20 protein-coding genes are annotated in these 20,998 nt (G+C 73.1%); 13 read left to right on the top strand and 7 right to left on the bottom strand.

The genetic code is table 11. From position 1 onward, the window contains the following. Nucleotides 1-122: 122 nt before the first annotated feature. The 7 genes from OG534_RS20180 to OG534_RS20210 all read left to right on the top strand — a co-directional run bounded on the left by OG534_RS20180 (nucleotide 123) and on the right by OG534_RS20210 (nucleotide 5,039). Nucleotides 123-497 (top strand): hypothetical protein, encoded by a 375-nt coding sequence (locus OG534_RS20180; RefSeq protein ID WP_326589526.1) that lies wholly within the window; start codon nucleotides 123-125, stop codon nucleotides 495-497. A 7-nt stretch (nucleotides 498-504) separates the two neighbouring features. Then, on the top strand, nucleotides 505-774 hold the full coding sequence (locus OG534_RS20185; protein WP_326589527.1) for a DUF4031 domain-containing protein: 270 nt from the start codon (nucleotides 505-507) through the stop codon (nucleotides 772-774). A 339-nt stretch (nucleotides 775-1,113) separates the two neighbouring features. Next, the gene (locus OG534_RS20190) at nucleotides 1,114-1,413 is read left to right on the top strand and encodes a hypothetical protein (RefSeq protein WP_326589529.1); all 300 of its coding nucleotides are present in this window, start codon (nucleotides 1,114-1,116) and stop codon (nucleotides 1,411-1,413) included. Nucleotides 1,414-1,506: 93 nt separating this feature from the next. Next, nucleotides 1,507-2,055, top strand: coding sequence for a septum formation family protein (locus OG534_RS20195; RefSeq protein WP_326589530.1), 549 nt, complete (start codon nucleotides 1,507-1,509; stop codon nucleotides 2,053-2,055). Nucleotides 2,056-2,057: 2 nt separating this feature from the next. Next, nucleotides 2,058-3,083, top strand: coding sequence for an ABC transporter ATP-binding protein (locus OG534_RS20200; RefSeq protein ID WP_326589531.1), 1,026 nt, complete (start codon nucleotides 2,058-2,060; stop codon nucleotides 3,081-3,083). Further along, on the top strand, nucleotides 3,073-4,053 hold the full coding sequence (locus OG534_RS20205) for a hypothetical protein (RefSeq protein WP_326589532.1): 981 nt from the start codon (nucleotides 3,073-3,075) through the stop codon (nucleotides 4,051-4,053). Before OG534_RS20200 ends, OG534_RS20205 begins: the two co-directional genes overlap by 11 nt. Continuing rightward, the gene (locus OG534_RS20210) at nucleotides 4,053-5,039 is read left to right on the top strand and encodes a hypothetical protein (protein ID WP_326589533.1); all 987 of its coding nucleotides are present in this window, start codon (nucleotides 4,053-4,055) and stop codon (nucleotides 5,037-5,039) included. The genes OG534_RS20205 and OG534_RS20210 overlap by 1 nt, the downstream gene beginning before the upstream one ends. Before the next feature lie 20 nt (nucleotides 5,040-5,059). Here OG534_RS20210 and OG534_RS20215 read toward each other — a convergent pair whose 3' ends face one another. Further along, nucleotides 5,060-5,755, bottom strand: a complete 696-nt coding sequence (locus OG534_RS20215; RefSeq protein WP_326589535.1) for a TetR/AcrR family transcriptional regulator C-terminal domain-containing protein — start codon at nucleotides 5,753-5,755, stop codon at nucleotides 5,060-5,062. A 120-nt stretch (nucleotides 5,756-5,875) separates the two neighbouring features. Between OG534_RS20215 and OG534_RS20220 the strand changes: the two genes are divergently transcribed. After that, nucleotides 5,876-6,553 carry a DUF4386 domain-containing protein gene (locus OG534_RS20220; RefSeq protein WP_326589537.1) on the top strand — a complete coding sequence of 226 codons (678 nt, stop codon included), beginning with the start codon at nucleotides 5,876-5,878 and terminating at the stop codon, nucleotides 6,551-6,553. 19 nt (nucleotides 6,554-6,572) lie between these two features. Here the strand turns inward: OG534_RS20220 and OG534_RS20225 are convergent, their stop codons facing one another. Next, a complete protein-coding gene (locus tag OG534_RS20225; RefSeq protein WP_326593723.1) occupies nucleotides 6,573-7,790 on the bottom strand; it encodes a Cmx/CmrA family chloramphenicol efflux MFS transporter in 1,218 nt (405 codons plus the stop codon). A gap of 138 nt (nucleotides 7,791-7,928) precedes the next feature. Next, entirely contained in the window at nucleotides 7,929-8,606 is a 678-nt protein-coding gene (locus OG534_RS20230; protein WP_326589538.1) for an HD domain-containing protein, read from the bottom strand. 122 nt (nucleotides 8,607-8,728) lie between these two features. Here OG534_RS20230 and OG534_RS20235 point away from each other — a divergent pair, with 122 nt between their 5' ends. Then, a complete protein-coding gene (locus tag OG534_RS20235) occupies nucleotides 8,729-9,415 on the top strand; it encodes a copper homeostasis protein CutC (protein ID WP_326589540.1) in 687 nt (228 codons plus the stop codon). A 259-nt stretch (nucleotides 9,416-9,674) separates the two neighbouring features. Here OG534_RS20235 and OG534_RS20240 read toward each other — a convergent pair whose 3' ends face one another. After that, nucleotides 9,675-11,654 carry a HelD family protein gene (locus OG534_RS20240; RefSeq protein WP_442807233.1) on the bottom strand — a complete coding sequence of 660 codons (1,980 nt, stop codon included), beginning with the start codon at nucleotides 11,652-11,654 and terminating at the stop codon, nucleotides 9,675-9,677. 424 nt (nucleotides 11,655-12,078) lie between these two features. Here OG534_RS20240 and OG534_RS20245 point away from each other — a divergent pair, with 424 nt between their 5' ends. Beyond that, nucleotides 12,079-12,264, top strand: coding sequence for a hypothetical protein (locus OG534_RS20245; RefSeq protein ID WP_326589542.1), 186 nt, complete (start codon nucleotides 12,079-12,081; stop codon nucleotides 12,262-12,264). 115 nt (nucleotides 12,265-12,379) lie between these two features. Further along, the gene (locus OG534_RS20250) at nucleotides 12,380-13,219 is read left to right on the top strand and encodes a glycosyltransferase family 87 protein (RefSeq protein ID WP_326589543.1); all 840 of its coding nucleotides are present in this window, start codon (nucleotides 12,380-12,382) and stop codon (nucleotides 13,217-13,219) included. Here OG534_RS20250 and OG534_RS20255 read toward each other — a convergent pair. From OG534_RS20255 to OG534_RS20265, 3 genes are all read right to left on the bottom strand, one after another. Continuing rightward, a complete protein-coding gene (locus tag OG534_RS20255; RefSeq protein WP_326589544.1) occupies nucleotides 13,185-14,828 on the bottom strand; it encodes a DNA repair helicase XPB in 1,644 nt (547 codons plus the stop codon). The two genes, OG534_RS20250 and OG534_RS20255, sit on opposite strands and share 35 nt — an antisense overlap. Before the next feature lie 141 nt (nucleotides 14,829-14,969). Then, entirely contained in the window at nucleotides 14,970-15,560 is a 591-nt protein-coding gene (locus OG534_RS20260) for a DUF4291 domain-containing protein (RefSeq protein ID WP_326589545.1), read from the bottom strand. A gap of 160 nt (nucleotides 15,561-15,720) precedes the next feature. Continuing rightward, a complete protein-coding gene (locus tag OG534_RS20265) occupies nucleotides 15,721-18,288 on the bottom strand; it encodes a helicase C-terminal domain-containing protein (protein ID WP_326589546.1) in 2,568 nt (855 codons plus the stop codon). A gap of 86 nt (nucleotides 18,289-18,374) precedes the next feature. Between OG534_RS20265 and OG534_RS20270 the strand changes: the two genes are divergently transcribed. Next, nucleotides 18,375-19,412, top strand: coding sequence for a hypothetical protein (locus OG534_RS20270; RefSeq protein ID WP_326589548.1), 1,038 nt, complete (start codon nucleotides 18,375-18,377; stop codon nucleotides 19,410-19,412). A 306-nt stretch (nucleotides 19,413-19,718) separates the two neighbouring features. Further along, nucleotides 19,719-20,912 (top strand): RNA-guided endonuclease InsQ/TnpB family protein, encoded by a 1,194-nt coding sequence (locus OG534_RS20275; protein ID WP_326589550.1) that lies wholly within the window; start codon nucleotides 19,719-19,721, stop codon nucleotides 20,910-20,912. Nucleotides 20,913-20,998: the final 86 nt, after the last annotated feature.

A 20,998-nucleotide genomic window follows, 5' to 3' on the forward strand; every position in this document is an offset into this window, starting at 1 on the left:
TTTCCTTCGTGTTCCTGCTCACTCCTGAAAGTTATTTTCAGCCCGGGCGGTGGTCAATCCGCCATACGGCCTTTGAGAAGAGGGCCTTCGTCAGCGGGCCCTTGCAGGTCCACAATGGCCCCATGGACCACGCAACCCCCCTGGAACAGGCGCTGCACGTCGCCCGTGCACTTGTGCTCGCCGATCTCGCCGCTGGTCAGGTCGCCGATGCCGACGTCGTCTCCCTCGTCGAGGACTCGGTCACGCACCGCCGGTGGTGGGTGGAGCAGTGGCCGGAGGGGGTCGGCTACCTTCCCGGGCTCGTCGCCCAGGACGTACAGGACGCGCTGTTGGAGAAGTACGGGCGCTGGCCGCTGTGCCCGGTCTGCACCCACGGCGATCCGCACGCGCTGGACGTCGAACCGGAGCTGGGACCCGACCCGCACTGGGTGTGCTCGGAGGCGGGCGTGAAAGTGGCCGCGGTCGGCGGCCTCGGCCCGGTCTTCGGCCTGCGGTGAGCCGCCGGTGACCCTCTACATCGACCCACCGACCTGGCCGGGCCACGGCCGCATGTGGTCGCACCTGGTCAGCGACGTCTCGTACGACGAGCTGCACGCCTTCGCCGCGGCCATCGGCTGCCCGCCGCGTGCCTTCGAGCGGGACCACTACGACGTGCCCGCGCACCGCTACGCCGACGCGGTCGGCGCGGGCGCGGTGGAGATCGGCAGCAAGGAACTCGTCCGCCGCCTCACGGCGGCCGGCCTGCGCCGCCCGAAGGGCCGCCCGCAGGCCTAGTCCACGCCACCCAGGCCGGATCTGATCGACGAGCCGTTTCGTACCTGCCGGTAGGTTTCCGTCAAACCCGCGGACCGCGGTGAGCGGAATGTTTGTTCTCTCTTGCAGCTCTCTTCACACCGCGTAGCTCCCGGGACGCCGCGTGCGCATTTCTCCTCGGTATATGCGCGCCGCGGTAACGCGGAGCGAGTTCGGAACCGCCTGCTCCGTGAGCGCCCCGCAGCGCGGAAACGGCGATTTCAAGTCACGCCTTTAAACGTCGTTGACCTTGATGGCGAGGGCGTCGCAGGCTGATCAAGCAAATCACCAACGCAACACGAATCGATGAGGGGCGGGGCCATGAAGAACATGCGACGCATCGGTGCCATGGGCGCGGCGGCTGCGGTACTGAGCAGCCTGGCGATCGTCGGCGGGGGTGCCACGGTGGCTCAGGCCGACACCCGGTGTGACTGGGGTTCGGTCTACATCAATGGCAACAAGGGTGCTGAGGCCGGTAGTTGGGCCTCCGGCCACAGCCACCGCACCGGCAACCACTACGTCGGCGCCTACGCCAACGGCCTGGTGGACTGGTACGCCGACAACAACGGCGGGGATGATGGCGACACGTGGGACACCTACTACGGTACCCGCAAGTGCTGATCCTGACTGTTGACTGACCCGCTGTCCCCTGTGCAGGAGCAAATGGCCTGTACAGGGGGCGGCGGGTTCCCGCACAACCGAAGGCGAGCAAGCATGCGTCGTGCCTCAACTCTCGCGCTGGTGACGGCGGCCCTCGGTCTGCTGACGCTGACCGGATGCGCCACCGTGGACGACAAACCGAACGGGCCGGCGGCCTCGGATGCCGGCCGGCCGTCAGGGCCGGCCACCCCGCCGGCCGGGGCCGACCCCTTCAAGGACCTGCCCCAGGGCACGCCGGTGGCCTTCAAGGACCTCAAGACCGGCATGTGTTCCAACCACCGGGGCGACGTGCAGACCGACCAGCCCGTCGGGGTCGTCGACTGCGGGACGCCCCACTTCATGGAGATCGTCTCCCAAGTGACCCTGCCGGGCGCGGCGTCCGCGCCGTTCCCCGGCGACCTCGGGGTGATGGACCTGATGCGCACCGCGTGCGAGCCGACGCTCGCTCCCATGATCGGCGCTGAGCGGGGCGCGCTCATCAGCGTGTACCTGACCCCCATGAACCAGAAGTCCTGGGACGCGGGCAACCGCCTCGGACAGTGCGCGATCGGCTACGCCGTTCCCAAGGCCGGCACGTTCGCCAAGGCCGGCGGCCAGGGATGACCATGGGCGACGCGCCGGAGATCCTGGTCCGCTTCGACCAGGTGCACAAGTCGTTCCGGACCTCGCGCGGGCGGCGGCAGGTCGCTCTCGACGGGTTCTCCATGTCCATACCGCGGGGCGCCGTCGTCGGGCTGCTCGGTCCGAACGGATCGGGCAAGACCACGGCGCTCAAGGCGCTCCTGGGCCTGGTCCGCCCGGACCGGGGCACGATCACCGCCTTCGGCCGCGGACTTCCGGCCGAACAGCGCTTCGTCGCGCGGCGGATGGGAGCCCTCATCGAGGGTCCGGCCTTCACGGGCTCGCTCACCGGGGAACACAACCTGCGGCTCCTCGGGGAACTGCACGGCGCCGACCGGAGCGAGATCGCCGACGTCCTGAGCCTGGTCGGCCTGGACGCGGCCGCCCGCCGCTCGTACTCCGGCTACTCGCTCGGCATGAAGCAGCGCCTCGGCGTCGCGGCCGCGCTGCTCTCCCAGCCCGACCTGCTGGTCCTGGACGAGCCGATGAACGGCCTGGACCCGGAAGCCGTCCGCCACATGCGGGAACTGCTGAAGCGGCTGCGGGACGAGCGCGGCATGACCGTCGTCGTCTCCTCGCACATCCTCTCCGAAGTGGAACTCGTCAGCGACTGGGTGACGATCGTCCGCAACGGCCGGGTGATCTGCGACGCGAGCGTCCCCGAACTGCTCAGCCAGGGCACTTCGCGCCTGGTGGTGCGCGTCCACGACGCGGTGACCGCCCAGTCCGTGCTGGCCGGCCACGGCTACACGGCCGTTCCCGCGACCGGACCCGCCGGCACCGAACTGCAGGTCGCGGCGGTGGACGGCGCGCACGGCGGGCACGGTTCGCACGGCCAGGGGGGCCACGACCGTGCCGACGGAGCCGAAGTGCTCAAGCTGCTCACCGACCGGGCCGTCTACCCCCGTGAGCTGCTGGTCGAGTCGGCGTCCCTGGAGGACATCTACGTCACCGCCGTCCGCGCGGCGGACGCGGCCGACGCGCAGCAGGAGTCGCGCCATGGCAGTTGACCGGGCCGCCGTCACCGCGCCGCGGCGCCGCACCGACGAGGGTGCGCTGCCCTGGCGCCGCCTCGCCCGGGCCGAGCTGCAGCGCCTGAGGGCCCCGCGCGTCATGCGCTTCGTGGCGATCGGGCTGCCCCTGGCGATCGTCGCCTTCGGGCTGTCCAAACTGCTGCTGCACGACGCCGACACGGCCGCCGCCTGGCGTACGGCCGACGAGCGGTACGCCCGCTTCCTCGCGGACGCCGAGACCTACGGGCTCCCGATCGGGCAGGGCGTCAGCGCGCGGAACTACTTCCACGACCCGCGCTACCTGATGGACACGCTGTCCTTCGGGGACCTGCGCACCGTCATCACCGCGCTGGCCGCCGCGGCCGTGGTCTTCGGCATGGTCGCCGGAGGATCCGACTGGGCCTCGCGGGTCATGCTCACCCTCGCGGCGGCCGAGCCGCGCCGCTTCCGGCTCTTCGCCACCCGGGCCCTGCTCGCCGCCGGCCTGTCGATGGCCGCGACCGCCGCCGCCGGACTGCTGCTCGTCCCCCTGCTCCTGCTCGCCGCGCACACCCGGGGCAGCACCGCTGGTCTCGACGGCGGCTACTGGGCGGTCCTCGTCAGCCAGTACCTGCGGGGCGTACTCCTCGTAGGACTGCTGTGCCTGCTCGGCTACAGCCTGGCCATGGTGACGCGCAAGGCGTCCGTCGCCCTCGCCATCGGGTTCCTCTACCTGGCCGGCGCGGACCAGGTCTTCGGCGGGCGCGGGCCGCGCGGGGCCGAGTACGACATGAACGGGCTGGTCTTCGCCGTGCTCAACGAGAAGCCCGTGATCCCGATGGCCGAGTCCGACTGCATCGCCGGCCCGGGGTGCGAGGCGGTGCACGTGGACCTCACGGCCGCGGACGGGTTCGTCGGCGTCCTGATCTATCTCGTACCGGTGCTGCTGGTGGCCCTGTGGCGCTTCACCCGAACGGACATCACCTGATGACGACGGCAGTCGCACGCCCGGCGGGACCCGCGGTGCCTCCTCCCGCGGACCGCCTCCGGCCGCTTCCCCTGCGCCGGCTCGTACGCTCCGAACTGCGCCGGATCCTGAGTCCCCGGCCGGTCCGCTGGGCCCTGTACGCCCTGCCGCTGCTGCTCCTCGCGTTCGCGGCCGCCGCCTACCTCGGCCACCACACCGACACGGCCTCGGCGTGGCGCGAGGCCGAGGCGGCGTACCAGCAGTACGCCGCGGAGGCGGCTCGGCGGTCGGGCAACGTGGAACAGCTGTCGGCGCAGTACTTCTACGACGATCCGCGCTACCAGCTGACCAAGGCGTCCTTCGTGGACCTGCGCGCCGTACTGTCCGCCGTCGCGGTGGCCGGGCTGGTCTTCGGCCTCTTCAGCGGAGGAGCCGACTGGTCCTCCCGCGTGATCCTCAACCTCGTCGCCGCCGAGCCGCGCCGGGCCCGCCTGTTCGCCACGCGCGGTCTGCTGGTCGCCGCCGTCGCGGCGACGACCGCCCTGGCGACGGCGGCGTTCCTGGTCCCGCTGCTCCTGGCCACGGCCCATCTCCGGGGCACCACCGCCGACGCCGACGCACACTTCTGGTCGGTTCTGGCCGCCATCGTGCTCAGAGGCGCCCTCTTCGTCGGGCTGGTGGCCCTGCTCGGCTACGCCCTGGCGATGCTGACCCGCAGCCTGACGGTGGCGCTCGGCGTCGCCCTGGCCTACCTCGTCGTCGCCGAGCGACTGGTGCAGGACTACGTCCCCTCGCTCACGGAGTCCCACTTCTCCGGCATCGCCTTCGCCGTGCTCAACGAACGGCTGCTGATGCTGACCGACAAGACCGACTGCGTCGGCGAGATCGCCTGCGCCGCCATGCGCGAGGGCACGACCGCGACCCACGCCTTCGTCGCCCTGGCGGTCTACCTGCTGCCCGTCGCCGCGGCCGCCCTGTGGAGGTTCACCCGCACCGACATCGGCTGAGCCCGCCCTCCCCGCACCCGTTACTCCTTCCGCGCGGAGGTCCAGCCCTGGCGGCGGAGGCTTTCGAAGCCGTCGAGGAGGAGGTCCAGGGCGAATTCGAACTCGAACTGGTCGTCGCAGCCGCCACCGACGGTGGAGCCCCCGTCGTGTGCGGCCGTCGCGGCCAGTTCCGCGATGTGCGGGTAGTGCGCCGCCAGCCCGGGGTCCGGCGGGCCGGAGGGGCCCGAGGTGTCGAAGAGCTCCTGGCTGAAGCCGAGCAGGCGGCTGCCCATCGCGTGCATGACGTGGTGGGTGAGGTCGGCGGAGAGGCCGCCGTTCCGGAAGCTCCCGGCCATCGAGTCCAGGTACGCCAGCACGGCCGGGGTGGGGCCGGTCCGCGATTCGATGACCCGGGCCGCCCAGGGGTGGCGCAGCAGGACCCGCCGGGCCGAGAGGATCCGCCCGCGGACCACGCGCTGCCAGTCGGGGCCCGCGGCCGGCGGGTCGATCTCGCCGACGACGGCGTCGGCCATGCCGTCGAGCAGCTCCTCCTTGTTGGCCACGTGCTTGTAGAGGGCCATCGGTACGACGTCCAGCTCCTGCGCGAGCCTGCGCATGCTGAGCGCGTCGATGCCGATGGCGTCGGCGAGCGTGACGGCGGCGCGCAGGACGCGGTCCCTGTTCAGGGGGATCCGTTGCGTGTGCGCGTGCGCTTGCGTGGCTTCCTGCCGGGTCATCCCGGTTCGACCCCTTCCCTCCTCGACGAACCCTCTCTCCTTGACGAGTGTACGCCGTACACCTAGGGTTGGCGTCAGGTGTACGCCGTACACCGCCATCGAGCGAGGGGTACCCAGAAGATGAGTCCGGACCGGAGAACCGCGGTGGCCGCCGGGTCGCTGTTCCTGCTGACCGAGGTCGCCGCGATAGCAGGGGCGGTCCTGTACCGCCCCCTGCTGGGCGCGGCGGACGGCCGGCTCGTGCAGGGCGCCGACACGCAGGCGCTGCTCGGGGTGCTCTGCGAGGTGGTGCTGGTGGTGGCGGTGGCCGGTACCGGCGCCGCGCTGTTCCCCGTCCTACGACGCCACGGGGAGGGGCTCGCGCTCGGATACGCCTTCGGGCGGCTGCTGGAGGCGGCCGTCATCGCCCTCGGGATCGTCGCCGTCCTGGCGCTCGTCACCCTGCGGCGGGACGCGGGGGCGGCGCCCGGCGCCGACGTCGCGATGGCGGCCGTGCACGACTGGACGTTCCTGCTCGGGCCCAACATCGCCCTCGGCCTGAACACCGTCCTGCTCGCCTACCTGGCGTACCGCGCACGGCTCGTGCCGCGCTTCATCGCCGTGCTCGGGCTGGTCGGCGGGCCGCTGATCTGCGCCTCGGCCGTCGCCGTGATGTTCGGGGCCTACACGCAGCTGTCCGTGGCGGGGGCGGCCGCCGCGCTCCCGGTGTTCGCCTGGGAGCTGGCGCTGGCCGGGTGGCTGATCGTCAGGGGGTTCGGGCCGGCGCGGGGCGCCGCGCCCCGGGCAGACGGAAAATGATCAAGAGGTCCCCGACGCCCTAGACCCTCTCGGTCACGGCGGAGGGCGACGCCACGCCGCTGGTGACGACACGGGTCGGGATGGCGGCGTGCGTACGGCGGTCCAGGCGGAGCGCGGTCACGGCGAGGGCGATCGCGACGAGCATCATCGCGGCGCCCGCCCAGGCGGTGGCGGAGAAGCCCAGGCCCGCGTCGATGACGGTGCCGCCGAGCCAGGGGCCACCGGTGTTGCCGAGGTTGAAGGCGGCCGTGGTGGTGGCGCCGGCCAGGGTCGGGGCGGCGCCGGCCACGTTGAACATGCGGGCGTTGAGCGCGGGGGCGGTGAAGAAGGACGAGACGCCGAGGAGGAAGGACAGGGCGATGGCGGCCACCTGGACGGACGCGAGGAGGGCGAGCGCCGTCAGCAGGACGGTCGAGGCGGTGACGCCCCAGATCATCACGCCGAACAGGTGCGCGTCGGCGACCCGGCCGCCGATGGTGGTGCCGACCAGCGCGCCGATGCCGAAGAGGCCGAGGATCCACGGGACCCACCGGGAGTCCAGCCCGGCCACGTCCGTGAGCAGCGGCGACAGGTAGCTGAACGCGCAGAAGACGCCGCCCGCGGCGAGCGCCGTGATGCCGATGGACAGCCACACCTGGCGGTCGCGGTAGATGCGCAGCTCGCGCCCGAGCGAGGGCTTCTCGGCGGGCAGCGGGATCTTCGGGATCAGCGCCAGGATGCCGACGAGGGCGATCGCGGAGGCCGCGCCGACCGACCAGAACGCGGAGCGCCAGCCCAGGTGCTCCCCGAGGAAGGCGCCGGCCGGGACGCCGAGGACGTTGGCGATGGACAGGCCGCCGATCATGACGGCCATCGCGCGGGCCCGCTGGTCCTTGTCGACCATGGCGATGGCGACGGCCGCGCCGACGGCCCAGAAGCCCGCGCAGGCGAACGCGGAGACCACGCGGGAGACGAAGAGGAACTCGTACGAGGGGGCCAGCGCGCCCGCGACCTGCCCGAGGCCGAAGAGGCTGATGAGGACGACGAGGGTGGTGCGGCGCGGGAGGCGCAGGGTGGCCACGGCCAGCACCGGCGCGCCGATGACCATGCCGATCGCGAAGGCGGATATGAGCAGGCCCGCCTGGGGGATGGTGACGCCCAGGTCCGCGGCGATGGGTGGCAGCAGCCCGGAGAGCATGAACTCGCTGGTGCCGAGCGCGAAGACCGACAGTCCCAGGATGTAGACGGCGACGGGCATGCGGGGTCGTGCGGCATCTACGGGCATGACTTCCACCAACCATGGCGAAGGCGATCAAATTCCCCCTGGTGGGCGCGGGTGTGCCGGCCGGGCGCCGGGCCCGGCGCCCGGTCCTGGGCCAGTTCTGGTCAGCCCTGGTCAGCCCTGCGTGGTGAGCGTGGTGAGTTCCGCGGCGAGATTGGCGCGGGCCGGGGCCTCCCAGTGCGCGGTTCCGTAGGGCGTGCGGAAGAGCCGCGGCAGGTCGAGCAGCTGGCGCAGCACGGCGGCGCGCCCGGTGCGGAAGGCCTCGTCCGGGACGAAGCCGTACTCGGCGCGGACGGCCGCGGCGTAGGCGGCGTAGGCCTGCGGGTCCCCGGCCAGGACGGCCAGGTCCGCGTCGCAGAGGACCTCGCCGTCGGTGTCGCCGGGGGCGGGGTCGTGGGTGACGGTGAGCCGGACCAGCCGGGCCACCTCGGCGGTGCGCGCGGCGCCTATGCCCAGCTCGGGCAGGGCCCGCTCGGCCAGGGCAGCGCTGCGCTCCTCGTTCTCGGACCGGTCGGGGCGGTAGACGGCGTCGTGGAACCAGGCGGCGAGCTGCACGGCGGCCGGATCGGCGGCGTGCGGCGCCAGTACGTCGATCCGGGCGAGTACGTCGGCCAGGTGCGCGGTGGTGTGGTACCGGCGCTGCGGCTCCGCCCAGGCGGTGAGGAGGCGGTCGGCGTAGGGCTCGGGATCACGGTCGGCGGGGGCGCCGGCGGCGGTGACGGTCGCCCGCCAGCGGGCGCGCAGGGACGTGGTGCCGGGGTGGGTGTCGCTGCTCGGGGCGCCTGTGTTCATGGGCACATTGTGGGGGTGGCGTGATGGTGCTGGTGAAGCGCGGGTGGAGGCCCGTACCCTGATATTGGACTAGACCTATTTCCGAGCTGTTTCCCGAGCTGTCTTCCGAAGGATGGGATCGAATGAGCAACCGTGCGCTCCTGGAGGTGATCGCCCTCGACGTGGAGGATGCGGTCGCGGCCCAGGCCGGTGGGGCGGACCGACTCGAACTGGTCACCGACATGGCCGCCGACGGGCTCACCCCGCCGCGCGAGACCTTCGCGGCGATCAGGGCGGCGGTCGACATCCCGCTGCGCGTGATGCTCCGCAGGGCGGACGGCTTCGCGGCCGGTGACGTCTCCGTCCTGGTCGAGACGGCGCGGGCGATGCGGGCGGAGGGCGCGGACGAGTTCGTCCTGGGCTTCCTGACCCCGGACGGAAGCCCCGACCTGGCCGCCGTCGAGGCGGTCCTGGCGGAGCTGGACGGCTGCCGCTGGACCTTCCACCGGGCGATCGACCGCGCGGCGGACCGGGACCAGCTGCGCAAGACGCTGGCCGACCTTCCCGGGCTGGACGCGTACCTGACCGCGGGCTCGGCGGCCGGGGTCGCCGAGGGCCTGCCGGTGCTGCTGGCCGAGGCGGGGCGGCGGGGGGAGCCGGGGTACGGGGCGCGGATCCTGGTCGGCGGCGGCCTGACGCTCGGGCACCTGCCGGTGCTGCGGGCGGGGGGTGTGGACGCGTTCCACATCGGCGGCGCGGCCCGTCCCTCCGGGTGGGGCCGACCCGTCTCGGCCGAAGCCGTGGCCGAATGGCGAACCGCCCTGTCCTGACCAGCTGAAAGAACGGGGCTCCGCCCCGGACCCCGCTCCTCAAACGCCGGAGGGGCTGGATGGTGCGGCGGGGCTGAAAGATCTGGGCTCCGCCCCGGACCCTGCGCTTCAAACGCCCGAGGAGCTGGATGGTGCCGCGGGGCTGGAAAATCCAGCCCCGCCGGCGTTTGAGGCGATCTTTCAGCCTCGCCGGCGTTTGAGGCGCGGGCGCGGAGCGCCGTAGGGGTCCGGGGCGGAGCCCCGGCAGTGGACCCGCAGGTCAGGACAGGGCGGCGGGCAGCGGGGTCGCGTGGAGGACCGCGAGGCCCGAGACGGCCCGGGTGAGGCAGACGTACAGCCGGCGCAGCCCCGTCCGCTCGTCCGGTTCGCCGTCGACGATCGCCGCGGGCTCGTCCAGGACCACGTAGTCGTACTCCAGACCCTTCGCCAGCGAGGCGGGAACCAGGGTCAGCCGCGCCTCCACCGTGGTCTCCTCGCCCGGCGCCAGGCACGGCAGGTCCGCCTCCCGAAGGGCCTGCGCCAGGGCCGGGATACGCGCGTCCGCCGCGATCAGGCCGATCGAACCCTCGTGCACGAGCGACTCCCGGCACGCCGAGACCACCGCCGCCGTCAGATCCGCCCCCGCCGTCTGCGAGATCCGCAGCGAACCCGGGGTCTCACGGACCGACGCGACCGGGGCCAGCCCCGGGGAGATCGACGGCAGCAGGCGCGACGCGTACGCGATCACCTCGCGCGGCACGCGGAAGCCCGCCGTCAGCTCCTCCACCACCGCCTGCGGCTTGCCCAGGTGGGTCAGGGCCTCGTCCCAGCTGCGCGTCGCCCACGGCGTGGTGCCCTGCGCGAGGTCGCCCAGGACCGTCGCCGAACCCGTCGTGCAGCGCCGCCCCACCGCCCGGTACTGCATCGGGGACAGGTCCTGCGCCTCGTCGAGGACCACATGGCCCAGGGAGTGGGTGCGTTCCACCAGGTCGGCCGCCTCGTCGATCAGGACCAGGTCCGCCGCCGACCACTTCGCCGACTTCACGCTGCGCAGCGGCTTCGGCCAGGCCAGCAGCTTCTGCTCGTCCGCGGTGAGGACGCCCTCCGCGTGCAGCGCGAGGAAGTCCGGGTCGGACAGCAGCCGCAGGAGCAGCTTCGCCGGGTCGACCGGCGGCCAGATCTCCTTCACCGCCGCCTTCACCGCGGCGTTGCGGGCCACCGCGTCCTGCACGCGGTCGTCCGGCGCCTCGCCCGCCTGCTCCATCCGTACCAGCACCGCGTGCGCGATGCGCTGCGGCAGCGCCTCCCGGGCCGCGCCGTAGCGGATGTCGCGGTTCTGCAGCTCCTGGACCATCTCGGCGATCTCGTACGCGGGCACCCGCCAGCGCCGCGAACCGCGCACCACCATCAGCGCCTCGGTGGGCTGCGTGACGTGCGAGCGGACCGCGCGGCCCAGCACCTGTGCCATCCGGGCGTCGCCCTTGACCACGGCGGTTTCGGCGGCGTCCGTGCCGCGTACCTCCAAGCCGTCGCGGGCGACCAGGTCGTCGACGGTGGCCTGCTTGACCTCCAGCTCGCCCAGGGCGGGCAGGACCTGCTCGATGTAGTGCAGGAAGGAACGGTTCGGCCCGATGACGAGCGTGCCCGTGCGGGCCAGGCGGTCGCGGTGCGCGTACAGCAGGTACGCCACCCGGTGCAGGCCGACGGCCGTCTTCCCGGTGCCGGGGCCGCCCTGCACGCAGACGGAGCCGGACAGGCCGGAACGCACGATCTCGTCCTGCTCGGGCTGGATCGTCGCGACGATGTCCCGCATGGGGCCGACGCGCGGACGCTCGATCTCCTGCTGGAGCAGCTTGCTGACCGCGGCCGCCTCGGAGGGGTCCGACAGGTGCTCGTCCTCGTACGCGGTCAGCTCGCCGCCGGTGTAGCCGAAGCGGCGGCGCAGCGCGATGTCCTGCGGGTCGGTCTTGGAGGCCCGGTAGAACGGCTGGGACACGGGCGCGCGCCAGTCGATGACCATCGGGTCGCCGTCGGCGTCGTGGACGTGGCGGCGGCCGATGTAGAACTGCTCGCCCTCCGCCCCCTCGGCGAGCTCCGCGCCGGGGGCGTGCAGGTAGTTCAGGCGGCCGAAGAAGAGGGGGGTGTGGGCGAGGTCGGCGAGGGCCTTGATGCGGTCGTCGATCTGCGCCTGGAGGACGATCGCGTTGACCCAGTTCGCGGTGACGTCGCGGATGTCCAGGGCTTCGACGTCCTCGCGCATGGCGCGCAGGGCGGCGCGCGAGGCGGTGAGGTGGGCCCGTTCGCGGCCCAGCGGGTCGGCGGGGGCGGTCGTCGTCGCGTCGTCGTGAGTGGTGTCGGGGGCGTGCGCGGGCACGGGACTGCCTCCAGCTGCTGGTACGGAACAGAAGCCCGCCGGTTTCCGGCCGGCGGGCGGCTCTCCCCGATGAGGCGGTGGGAGGCGGCAAGAGCGGAGATTCTAGTCACCGCGGGGCGGCGGCGCGAACGGATTAGGCGGCCGGGAATCCCTTCCGGCCGGTACCTCCGTACGGGTTGTCATACCCGGGAGTGTCAGACCCTGGTAGGCCCATCAGGGGATGGCATGGGCCGGGAGGAGGATGCCGGAGGCCTGGGGATTCCGCCCCCAGAGCGATGTGCTCGCCGCGGCGAAAACGCACCATGGACACATGAGCACCGCAACCTTCACCCCGGTCCAGGGTGGCCGCCCGGCCGGCGCCACCGCCATCTCCGACTCCCGTTCCCGCCACTCCGTCGGCAGCATGCTGCGGGCCGCGAAGGTCTTCGCGGCGGCCGCGGTGAGCGTCGTCGTCCTGGGCGAATACGCCGAGGACGCGGGCGTCATACGCCGCTGACCACCGGCCCCGCCCGACCGGCCGGTGGAAGCGGGCTCGACGTGGCCTGGACGGGCACTGGACGTGGACTCGGCGCCGTGCGTGCGGAATTGACTGATCCACTAGGGTCACGCGCGTGACCCGGAGCCCCGCCCCCAGCCGCTTGCCGTCGCCCCTCACCGGCGTGCTGGTGACGGGTTCGCTGCTCGTGCTGGGCGTGCTCTGCATCGCTCTGCGGATCCCGACGGCCGACGCCCTCGTCGACGGCTTCACGGCCGCCGAGTGGCACCCGCCCGCCGCGTACCCGCCGTTCGCGGCGATCCTCTTCACTCCGGCCGCCTGGCTGCCGGCCGGCGCGCTGAAGGCCGTCCTCGTCCTCGGCAACGCCTGCCTGCTCGCCCTGCTGATCACGCTGTCCTGCCGCCTCGCGCGGCTGCCGGCCCGGCGCGGGCCCGTTTTGGCCGCCACCATCGTCGGCCTGTTGCTGGAGCCGCTGTTCCAGGACCCGCTCCCCGGCCAGATCAACCTGACCCTCGCCTGCCTGGTCCTGTGGGACCTCGGCCGGCCCGGCGCCGCACTCGGCAAGGGCTTCGCACTGGGCATCGCCGCCGGGAGCACCCTCACCCCGGCGGCCTTCGTCCCGTACCTGCTGCTGACCGGCCGCATCCGGGCCGGACTGACGGCGCTGGCCGCCTTCGCCGGTACCGCCCTGCTCGGGATGCTGGTCCTCCCGGAGGCTTCCGCCGAATTCTGGACCCGGCACCTGCCCACCGCCGTCCGGGCCCTGGTGCTGGACTGGCCGGCCCTGTGGATCTGGTGCGTCCCGGCGCTCGCCGTACTGATCGCCCGAACCCGGGGCCGGGGCCGCCTCCGGGCCCGGGTGCGCGCCTGCGCCCCGGGCCGGGTGCCGGCCCCGCGCCTGCCCCTCGACGACCCTGCGGTCAGTCGCTCGCCAGCAGCTCGTCGGCGTCCATGATCCGGTAGGCGTACCCCTGCTCGGCGAGGAAGCGCTGGCGGTGCGCCGCGAAGTCCTGGTCGATCGTGTCGCGCGCGACGACCGAGTAGAACCGCGCCTCGTGGCCGTCCGCCTTCGGCCGCAGCACACGGCCCAGGCGCTGTGCCTCCTCCTGGCGGGAGCCGAAGGTGCCCGACACCTGGATGGCGACCGTGGCCTCGGGCAGGTCGATGGAGAAGTTTGCGACCTTCGACACGACCAGCACGCTGATCTCGCCCTCGCGGAAGGCGTTGAAGAGCTTCTCGCGCTGCGCGTTGGACGTCTCGCCCTTGATCACGGGGGCGTTCAGGTGCTCGCCGAGCTCGTCGAGCTGGTCGATGTACTGGCCGATGACGAGGGTCTGCTCACCCCGGTGCTTGGCGACGAGCGCCTCGGTGACCTTGCGCTTCGTCGCCGTCGTCGCGCAGAAGCGGTACTTCTCCTCCGTCTCGGCGGTCGCGTACGCGAGCCGCTCCGCCTCCGTGAGGTTCACCCGGACCTCGACGCAGTCCGCCGGCGCGATGTAGCCCTGCGCCTCGATCTCCTTCCACGGCGCGTCGAACCGCTTCGGCCCGATGAGCGAGAAGACGTCCGACTCGCGCCCGTCCTCCCGCACGAGGGTGGCCGTCAGGCCCAGGCGCCGGCGGGCCTGCAGGTCGGCGGTGAACTTGAAGACCGGCGCGGGCAGCAGGTGCACCTCGTCGTAGACGATCAGGCCCCAGTCCCGGGAGTCGAAGAGCTCCAGGTGCGGGTAGACACCCTTCCGCTTCGTCGTCAGGACCTGGTACGTGGCGATCGTGACGGGCCGGATCTCCTTGCGCGTACCGCTGTACTCGCCGATCTCCTCCTCCGTCAGCGAGGTCCGCTTGACCAGCTCGTGCTTCCACTGGCGGGCCGAGACGGTGTTCGTGACGAGGATCAGCGTGGTCGCTTTCGCCATGGCCATCGCCCCGGCGCCCACCAGCGTCTTGCCGGCGCCGCAGGGCAGCACGACCACACCGGAGCCGCCGTGCCAGAAGCCCTCGACGGCCTGCTGCTGATACGGGCGCAGCGCCCAGCCGTCCTCGGCCAGGTCGATCTGGTGCGCCTCGCCGTCCACGTACCCGGCGAGGTCCTCGGCCGGCCAGCCCAGCTTGAGCAGCGTCTGCTTGATCTGCCCGCGCTCGGAGGGGTGCACGGCCACGGTGTCGGCGTCCAGCCGCGCACCGACGAGCGGGGTGATCCGCTTGGACCGCAGGATCTCCTCCAGCACGGGCCGGTCGGTGCTGGTCAGGACCAGGCCGTGCACGGGGTGCTTGGACAGGGTGAGGCGGCCGTAGCGCGCCATGGTCTCGGCGACGTCGACGAGCAGCGCGTGCGGGACGGGGTAGCGGGAGTACTCGACGAGCGCGTCGACGACCTGCTCGGCGTCATGGCCGGCGGCCCGGGCGTTCCACAGGCCGAGCGGGGTGATCCGGTAGGTGTGGATGTGCTCGGGGGCCCGCTCCAGCTCCGCGAAGGGAGCGATGGCCCGCCGGGCGGCTCCGGAGAGCTCGTGGTCGACTTCGAGCAGGAGGGTCTTGTCGCTCTGGACGATGAGTGGACCATTCACGCGCGGCGCCCCGTTTCCTTCAGGTCAAACCTCCAGTGTGCCGTACGGCGCCAAGGCTGGGAACACGGCGCTCTGCGCGGTCAGCCGGCCGGTCCCGCCGTGGGCTCCGTGGGGGAGGGCCTTCGATGCCGGGCCGATCGACTACGCGCCCAGGTGGGGCAGCGGGGCCGAGGGGTACGGGGTCTCCGCCGGCAGGAGGGCGCGGGCGGCCGTGTCGTTGCCGGCCCGGAGCAGGCCGTGGATCTCGCGGGCCAGCGGGGTCACATCGCGGATGGCGACCGTCCACTCGTCGGCGTACGCCCGTGAGGTGGGACCGGACAGGCCGAGCTGGAGGGAGCGGTGCGGCAGTGGGTTCAGGTGGAGGTCGCGCTCCGGATCCCACTGGACGCGTGCGGAGGTCTCGCGCAGGGACTCCTTCCAGGCGGACCGGTCGGGGTGCACGCCCGGTTCGTAGTGGGACAGGCAGGCGTCGGCCAGTGCCCGGTCGAAGCCCTCGCGGGTGATCTCGATGGCGAGGACGGTCTCCTGGCCGGTCTTGGTGGCCCAGCCGCAGCGGTACATCATCCACAGGAACGAGGGCTTGATCCACGTCATGCGGTCGCGCTTCCAGGCGGGTGGGAAGCGGCCTTCGCGGGCGGCCGGGTCCCCTAGGCCGGGGGCATAGGCCTGGTAGACGGTGAGGGTGGTGGGGGTGTGGGAGGCGCGGATCTGGCGGGGCGGTGGGGTGGGCATGGATCAAGGGTGCGGGTGGCTGCCGCCTGCTGCCAGCCGTTTTCGCCGCGGGTGCGGCGCCGCTGCCGGGGCGCCGCCCCGGACCCCGCGCCTCAAACGCCGGCGAGGCTGGATGGGTCTGGCGGGGCTGCGAGATCGGGGCGCTGCCCCGGATATGGGGTTAGACCTGGTCCTCCGCCAGTTCTGCGACGCCCGTGATGCGGTGGAGGGCGTAGGTGCGGACCTCGTCCGCCGTGTGGTCGTAGCCGGTGACGAAGCCGCCTTCCACGCGGACCGGGGCGATGACGCGCTGGCTGGCCGCGCCGTCCGCGTTCACGTAGCCGATCCATACCGCCGAGCCCGTCAGTGCCGCCGCCTGGACCGTGGCCAGGGTCTCCGCCGCGCTCGTGCGCGGGAGTTCGCCCGGGGTGCCGGTCGACGGGGTGGGCTCCTTGCGGACCGCCGTCGCCGCCAGGTCGCCCGCGCGGATCGCGCGTACGGCCGCCGCCAGCAGCGTCGCGTCCGGCAGGGGCGGGCCGTCGGGCACCGGTACGGGCGCCGAGCGGGCCGGGGCGCGGTGGGCGTCGGCGCGTGACACCAGGACGTCGCCGGTACGGGACTCCGCGGCCGGCGCGTACCCCATCGCGCGCAACCCCTCCAGCAGGGCGGTGGGTTCGACCTGCGAGGCCAGGACGGTGGGGGCGAGGCGGCGCAGCCCGAGGCCCGCCGAGCGCTTGTCGGCCAGGATCTCGCCCAGCATCGCGTCGTCGTCGCAGCGGACGTAGGAGGAGGCCGCGCCGACCCGCAGGTGGCCGTGGCGCCGGGCCACGTCGTCGATGAGGTAGGTGAGGGGCTGCGGGACCGGGGTGCGGCTGTGCTCCTTGAGGAAGGCGTGCAGGTCGGCGGCGGCATGGCCGGCGTCGAGGGCGCGTCGCACGGAGCCGGGCGTGAAGCGGTAGACGGTCGCCCCGCCCTTGGACTCCACGTCCGCAAGCACCGCCAGCGTGTCGCCGAGCGGGCGCAGCAGCGGGCCGGGCGCGACCGCCGTCAGGTCGGCCTGCAGCAGGACGTGGTCCACCGGCTCGGGAAGGAGAGGCGCCAGCAGCGGCGCCGGGTCGTGGTGGGCGAGCAGGGCCCGGCCCGGCCCGGACAGGGCGCCCCGGCCGGTCACGCCGAGGACCTCCGCCTCGGTCAGCGCCCAGCGCGCGAGGCGGGCGCGCAGATTGCTCGACGTGCGGACGGGACGCTCCCACGCGAGCCGGTCCAGCAGGGCCTGCGTGTCGGCGGACCCGCCCTCGGGCAGGGCGGCGAGGAGTTCCAGTACGCGTCGGCGCACCTCGGGGGCGGCGGAGCGGTCGAGTTCGGGGCCGAGCGCGGAGAGCGTGCGGCCCTTGGCGTCCTGTTCGCCGACCAGGCCGGCCGTGCGGGTGGCGGGCAGCCAGGCCACCGCGAGCACCGACCACCGTTCGGCGGGCGGCAGTTCGCACCAGCCGTCGAAGGCGGGGGTGGGCGCGTACCGCTCGTCCGCCTCGCCGTCACTGGCCAGCAGGCCCGCCGCGTAGGCGAGTTCGACCCAGAACGCCGCCGACGGCTCGGTGGTGTCCAGGGTGGCCGCGGCCCGCTTCAGGTCCCGTACGGAGAGCCCGCCCGCCCGCAGCACCGGCGGACCGGCGTGCTCCCAGGACTTCACCAGCTCCTCGACGGTGGACAGCGCGGCCAGCGCCTGCCCGGCGGCGTTCGCGTCCACAGCCTGTGGACGGTGTTCGCGGTGGGCCGCCACCGACGGAGCCACCGGCGCGGTGTCCCGGTGCGCGAGGCCGCCGCGCAGGTGGAGCGCCACCTCGCGGGGCAGGACGACGGTCCGCGCCGACGCGGGCAGCAGCAGCCCCCGGTCGCGCAGCCAGCGCACCGGCAGGGCCGGGTTCGGGGTCACCTCGCCGTACGGCGGCCCCCACACGAGCCGCCCCAGCACCTGGTGGGCCTCCGCAGGGGCCTCGTCCAGCAGCGCGGACATCCGCTCCGGGTCGGTGAACAGGGCGGTCAGCGCGGTCACCGCGGACACCGGGTCATGGGTGGCGGGCAGCCCGGCCGTCGCCACGATCTCCTGCACCCGGGTCGGCGACATCCCGGACGTGGCCTCGGCGACGGTGGGCCCCAGGCCGGTCGGCGAAGGCCGCTGGGCGGACGGCGCGAGCAGCTCGCGGGCGGTGCGGACCAGGCGCAGCCGGTCCTCGTCGCCCCACACCAGGGCCTGGTCGCGCAGGGTGCCCAGGGCGCCGGGGAGCGCGGCGCGGGCGCCGTTGTCCTCCCCGGTGGTGCCCTCCTCGCCGGTCAGCAGCGACTCCAGCACCGGGTACGGGCACGGGTCCGGGGCCACGGCCAGGGCCTCGGCGGTCTGCAGCGTGAACCGGTCCAGGCGCTCCAGCGCCCGCACCACCGAGGCCCGGGTCCCGGCGCGGGTGGCCAGCTGGGTCACGTCGCCGGGCACCGGGCCGAGCAGGTCCGGGCGGGCGCGCAGCAGAGCGGAGAGCGCCGCGTCGTCGCGGGTGCGCAGCGCCTCGGCGAGGGAGCGCGGGGCGCCGCCTCCGGTACCGCCTCCGGTACCGCCTCCGGTACCGCCTCCGGTACCGCCTCCGGTACCGCCTCCGGTACCGCCCCCGGTCGCGGTCCCCGTACCTCCCGCAGCAGTGCTTGCCTCAGGCACAGTCGCCTCCTGGTCGCGTCGGCCGGTCAGTCGGCCGGTCCCCATCCGGTCAACGGTATCCGCTGCGCCCGCAGCAGCTCCACGGGCGCACGCGCTACCGTCGGGACAGGCGGTACGGGAGGAGCCTGGGCGTGGGGATCGAAAGCGACCACCTGGTCTACGAATATCTGAGCCGCGTCGGGGACTTGGCGCAGCAGCGGCACCTTTCCTCCGGGGACCGGATGCGGCTGGTGTCGGGGCTGCGGGACGAGATCGACCGTCGGCGCGCCAAGTTCGACCCGGACACGCCCGCGGCCGTACGCCGCATCCTGGAGCGGATCGGCACGCCGGAGGAGGTCCTGGACACCCTCGGCGCCCGGTCGGGGCAGGCCGCGGCCCCTGCGCCCCGGCCGTCGTCGGGGCCCTCCGGCCCGGGCCTCTCGGTACCCGTCCAGCGGGCTCCGGGGCGCCTGCGGCGTCCGGGCGCGGCGGCGGCGCGCGGCGCGGCGCAGCCCGAGGCCGAGAACGTGCCGCCGCACCTGGCCGGGCTCGACGAGCTCGGGCCGTCCGGCGGGGCCGAGCCCGACTGGTGGCGGGTGAGCCCGGGCACGCACGGCGCGGGTCCGCAGGTCGAGGGCTTCGCGGGCGGCATCGAGATCCCGGACCTGTTCAAGGAGGGGCTGGAAGAGGAGGGGAAGGACGCGGGGGCCCCGGCGACGACCCCGCAGGGGCCGGCGCCGAGCGCCGCGCGGGCCGCCGTACGGTTCCTGCGCGAGCGGCGGCGAGCGAAGAAGGAGGCCGCGGCCGCGGGGCCGGGGCCGGTGGCGGATGCCGCGGCGGCCGTGGCCGCGGGCCGGCCCCGGCCGAACGCCTTCCTGCTGCTGGCCGCGGCCGTGCTCGTCGTGGGCGTGGTCACCGGGTACTGGCTGGTGCTCGTCGTCGGCTGGCTCCTGCCGTACGCCTCGCGCGTGTTGCGGCCGGCCGAGCGCAAGTGGGCCGTGTTCGGGCCGCCCGGGGTGGTCCTCGCGGGGGCGGTGGTGTGGCTGTGGGGCCGGATGAACGGCAAGTGGGGGGAGACGCTGGCCGACGAGCAGTTGAGCGGGGCGCTGCACGGGATGTGGCCGTGGCTCCTGCGGGGGGCTGCGCTGGCCTCGGTGCTGTACCTGGTGTGGCGGGCCCGCCGCCGCTGAAAGACCCGGGGCTCCGCCCCGGACCCCGCGCCTCAAACACGGGCGGGGCTGGATTGGTGCGGCGGGCAGAATCAGCCGCCTTGGATCGTGCGCTGCATCTTTCCAGGGGGCGCGGTCAGCTTTCTCGACCAGGTCGAGGAAGACGGGGGCCTTGGCGACTCCAGGAGGCGGTCGTTGGTCACAGGAGCCGAGGCGCTGGCGGCGTCGCGCGGGCGACAGACAGCAGGGTGTCGCCGTCGGTCACTCGTTCGGGTGGGCTATCGGTGTTCTGGGGAAAGATGCGTGCTGCGGCTCTAGTTTGGCGTCATGACGACACTGGCGGAGGGCGGGTACGCCCGGTACACCTTCCGGCTGCGTGTGTCGTCCACCGCCCGCAAGGCCCTGCTGGGTGAGTGGGACCGGTGCCGGTGGGTGTGGAACCAGTGCGTTGCGGAATCGAGGGCGGCACATCAGGCGAAGGAGAAGTGCGGTCCTGCCGGTCTCGATAAGTTGCTGACGGGTTGGCGCGGTGAGCATGAGTGGCTGCGCGCGGGTGGCAGCGTGCCGCAGCAGCAGGTCGTCCGGGACTTCGCCAAGGCCCGGGGCAAGGCGCTGAAGGACGTCAAATCGCGGCTGCCGGTGCGGCGGCGGTCGGGGATGCCAGGCTTCAAGAAGAAGGCTGCGGCCGATCCCACGCTGAACTACAGCCGTCGCGGCTTTCGGCTCAAGGGCGGCCGTCTGCACCTGGCGGGCGGGATAGCACTGTCGGTGGTCTGGTCGCGGCAACTGCCCTCCGACCCGTCCAGCGTCCGCGTCTACAGGGACACCCTCGGCCACTGGTACGCGTCCTTCGTCGTCCAAGTTGACGCGCAGCCGCTGCCCGAGACGGGTGCGGTGATCGGTGTCGACTGGGGCGTGAAGGAGACCGCGACCACCACCGGCGACGACCACGACCTTCCGCATCCCGAACACGGGAGGAACTCTTCCCGAAAGCTGGCCGGTTACCAGCGCATGATGGCCCGCCGGAAGCCCAAGCGCGGACAAGCCGCCTCGAAGGGCTACCGCAAGGCGAAACGCCAAGCCGCGAAGGTACACAAGAAGATCGCCCGCCAACGCCAGGACACGGCCCGCAAATGGGCCAAGAAGGTCGTGACGGACTTCGACCGGATCGCGGTGGAGGACTTCCGCCCCAAGTTCCTCGCGAAATCGACCATGGCCCGTAAAGCTGCCGACGCCGCGATCTCCGCCACCAAGCACGAGCTGATCAATATGGCGCGCAAGCATGGCCGCGACCTGCGGCTCGTACACCCCGCGCACACCACCATGGACTGCGGACGCTGCGGAGCGAGAACCAAGCACGCACTGCCGTTGTCGGAGCGTACATATACGTGCACCGCGTGCGGAGCCGTCTCCCCGAGAGACAAGAACTCCGCACGCGTGATGCTCGTCCGGGCTGGTCTCAACCCGGCTACCGCTGATCGTGGAAGACCCGACGGACCGCTGGTCCGCCGGGCAACGTGAGTTAGGAATCCTCCTCGTCCGCGAAGGGGAGGACGTCAACCCTGTCCTGAGTGCTGCTGCTGCCGCACGGAAAAGGTTGAACACGA

The organism is Streptomyces sp. NBC_01294, from assembly GCF_035917235.1.
GTDB classification, from domain to species: domain Bacteria; phylum Actinomycetota; class Actinomycetes; order Streptomycetales; family Streptomycetaceae; genus Streptomyces; species Streptomyces caledonius.

Bases quoted from the DNA above. Each gene is read 5' to 3' on its own strand.
- OG534_RS20180 (WP_326589526.1), top strand. From the start codon at position 123: ATGGACCACGCAACCCCCCTGGAACAGGCGCTGCACGTCGCCCGTGCA.
- OG534_RS20190 (WP_326589529.1), top strand. From the start codon at position 1,114: ATGAAGAACATGCGACGCATCGGTGCCATGGGCGCGGCGGCTGCGGTA.
- OG534_RS20195 (WP_326589530.1), top strand. From the start codon at position 1,507: ATGCGTCGTGCCTCAACTCTCGCGCTGGTGACGGCGGCCCTCGGTCTG.
- OG534_RS20200 (WP_326589531.1), top strand. From the start codon at position 2,058: ATGGGCGACGCGCCGGAGATCCTGGTCCGCTTCGACCAGGTGCACAAG.
- OG534_RS20205 (WP_326589532.1), top strand. From the start codon at position 3,073: ATGGCAGTTGACCGGGCCGCCGTCACCGCGCCGCGGCGCCGCACCGAC.
- OG534_RS20210 (WP_326589533.1), top strand. From the start codon at position 4,053: ATGACGACGGCAGTCGCACGCCCGGCGGGACCCGCGGTGCCTCCTCCC.
- OG534_RS20215 (WP_326589535.1), bottom strand. From the start codon at position 5,755: ATGACCCGGCAGGAAGCCACGCAAGCGCACGCGCACACGCAACGGATC.
- OG534_RS20220 (WP_326589537.1), top strand. From the start codon at position 5,876: ATGAGTCCGGACCGGAGAACCGCGGTGGCCGCCGGGTCGCTGTTCCTG.
- OG534_RS20225 (WP_326593723.1), bottom strand. From the start codon at position 7,790: ATGCCCGTCGCCGTCTACATCCTGGGACTGTCGGTCTTCGCGCTCGGC.
- OG534_RS20230 (WP_326589538.1), bottom strand. From the start codon at position 8,606: ATGAACACAGGCGCCCCGAGCAGCGACACCCACCCCGGCACCACGTCC.
- OG534_RS20235 (WP_326589540.1), top strand. From the start codon at position 8,729: ATGAGCAACCGTGCGCTCCTGGAGGTGATCGCCCTCGACGTGGAGGAT.
- OG534_RS20240 (WP_442807233.1), bottom strand. From the start codon at position 11,654: ATGCGCGAGGACGTCGAAGCCCTGGACATCCGCGACGTCACCGCGAAC.
- OG534_RS20245 (WP_326589542.1), top strand. From the start codon at position 12,079: ATGAGCACCGCAACCTTCACCCCGGTCCAGGGTGGCCGCCCGGCCGGC.
- OG534_RS20260 (WP_326589545.1), bottom strand. From the start codon at position 15,560: ATGCCCACCCCACCGCCCCGCCAGATCCGCGCCTCCCACACCCCCACC.
- OG534_RS20265 (WP_326589546.1), bottom strand. From the start codon at position 18,288: ATGGGGACCGGCCGACTGACCGGCCGACGCGACCAGGAGGCGACTGTG.
- OG534_RS20275 (WP_326589550.1), top strand. From the start codon at position 19,719: ATGACGACACTGGCGGAGGGCGGGTACGCCCGGTACACCTTCCGGCTG.